At 61.4% G+C, this 1,579-nt stretch carries 1 protein-coding gene; it reads left to right on the top strand.

The features are described 5' to 3' along the window. Positions 1-82 precede the first annotated feature (82 nt). Positions 83-1,447, top strand: a complete 1,365-nt coding sequence (locus ACS8YF_RS19530; RefSeq protein WP_440851759.1) for an IS1182 family transposase — start codon at positions 83-85, stop codon at positions 1,445-1,447. Positions 1,448-1,579 lie beyond the last annotated feature (132 nt).

The following is a 1,579-nucleotide window of genomic DNA, read 5'->3' on the forward strand; positions in this document are numbered from 1 at the left end:
CTAGGAGTCTGTCGGACTCAAGGCCGGCCTGGGATATCCTGATAAAATAGCGCAAACCAACGCTCACATTCCCGGGGTTGTCATGGCGGACCGATTCAGACCGATCAACCGTGAGACGCCGCATTTGTTTCCGCCGAGCGTGCAGGATTATGTGGCCGACGACCACTTGGCACGGTTTGTCGTCGACATTGTGGATCAACTGGATCTGAGCCCGTTGACGATGGCCTACGGGGGTCGGGGCGGCTCGGCGGCCTGGCATCCCGCGATGCTGCTCTCGCTGTTGTTTTACGGCTATGCCACCGGTACTTTTTCCAGTCGCAAGCTGGAAGCCGCCACCTACGACAGTGTGGCCGTGCGCTATATTTGCGCCAATCAGCATCCCGACCACGACAGCATCAGCGCGTTTCGCCAGCGCTTTCTGGCTGAACTGGAAACGCTCTTCGTACAGATTCTGTTGATTGCTCACGAGATGGGCACGCTCAAGCTCGGCACCGTCAGTGTGGACGGCACCAAGATCAAGGCTAACGCCAGCAAACACAAAGCGCTGAGTTGGGGCCATGCCAACGCACTGGAAGCCCAGTTGCGTGCCGAAGTGGCCGAACTGATGCGCCTGGCCGAAGCCGCTGATAACACGCCTCCGCCCGATACATTGGACATCCCGGCCGAGATCCAACGCCGCCAGGATCGCCTGGCAGCGATTGCGGCGGCCAAGCAGACGATCCAGGCGCGCGCGGATGAACGCGATGCGCAAGCCCAGGCCGAGTACGAGGCCAAGCTCGAACGCCGGGCCCGCCGCGCCGAACAGACCGGGCGCAAGCCGGGCGGCAAACCGCCGGCCCCGCCTACGCTCGGCCCGCGCGATAAAGATCAAGTCAACCTGACCGATGACGAGTCGCGCATCATGCCCACCTCGGGCGGCGGCTTTGAGCAAAGCTATAACGCCCAGGCCAGCGTCGATCATGACAGCGGCCTGATCGTCAGTGGTCATGTCACGGATCAAAGCAACGATCAACAGCAGCTGGGGCCCGCGTTGTCCCAACTGTCAGAGCAAGCCGAAGCGATCGGCACCCCGATCGCGCTCTGTGCCGATGCCGGCTACTACAGTCAGACCAACGTTCAGTCGGTCGTCGACCACGAGATTGTCCCCTTTATTTCGGATGCGCGCGAACGCCATAACCCGCCTTTGATGGCACGACTCACCGAACCGGTGGCACCACCGGCCGACTTCGACGGCGCGGTCGAGGAAATGCGCTATCGAATGCGCACGGCTGACGGTCGGGCGGTCTACGCACAACGCAAGTGCACGATCGAGCCGACCTTCGGGATCATCAAACACGTGCTGGGCTTCCGACAATTCCTGCTGCGGGGACTGAACGCGGTCACGGGCGAATGGAACCTGGTCTGCATCGCCTTCAATCTGAAGAAACTGCATACCCTGAGCGCATAAAAGGGCGATCCGCCCCTTTTCGCTCGTAGCCCCAACGGTTCTGATCCGTGTTATCGCGAAAAAAACGGGACGCAACGTCCGGCACGCGACAAACAGGTCACGCCGCCGGGGCTCAGTCCGACAGACTCCTAG

The sequence above is a fragment of the Salinisphaera sp. SWV1 genome (genome assembly GCF_052044155.1).
Lineage (GTDB): Bacteria > Pseudomonadota > Gammaproteobacteria > Nevskiales > Salinisphaeraceae > Salinisphaera.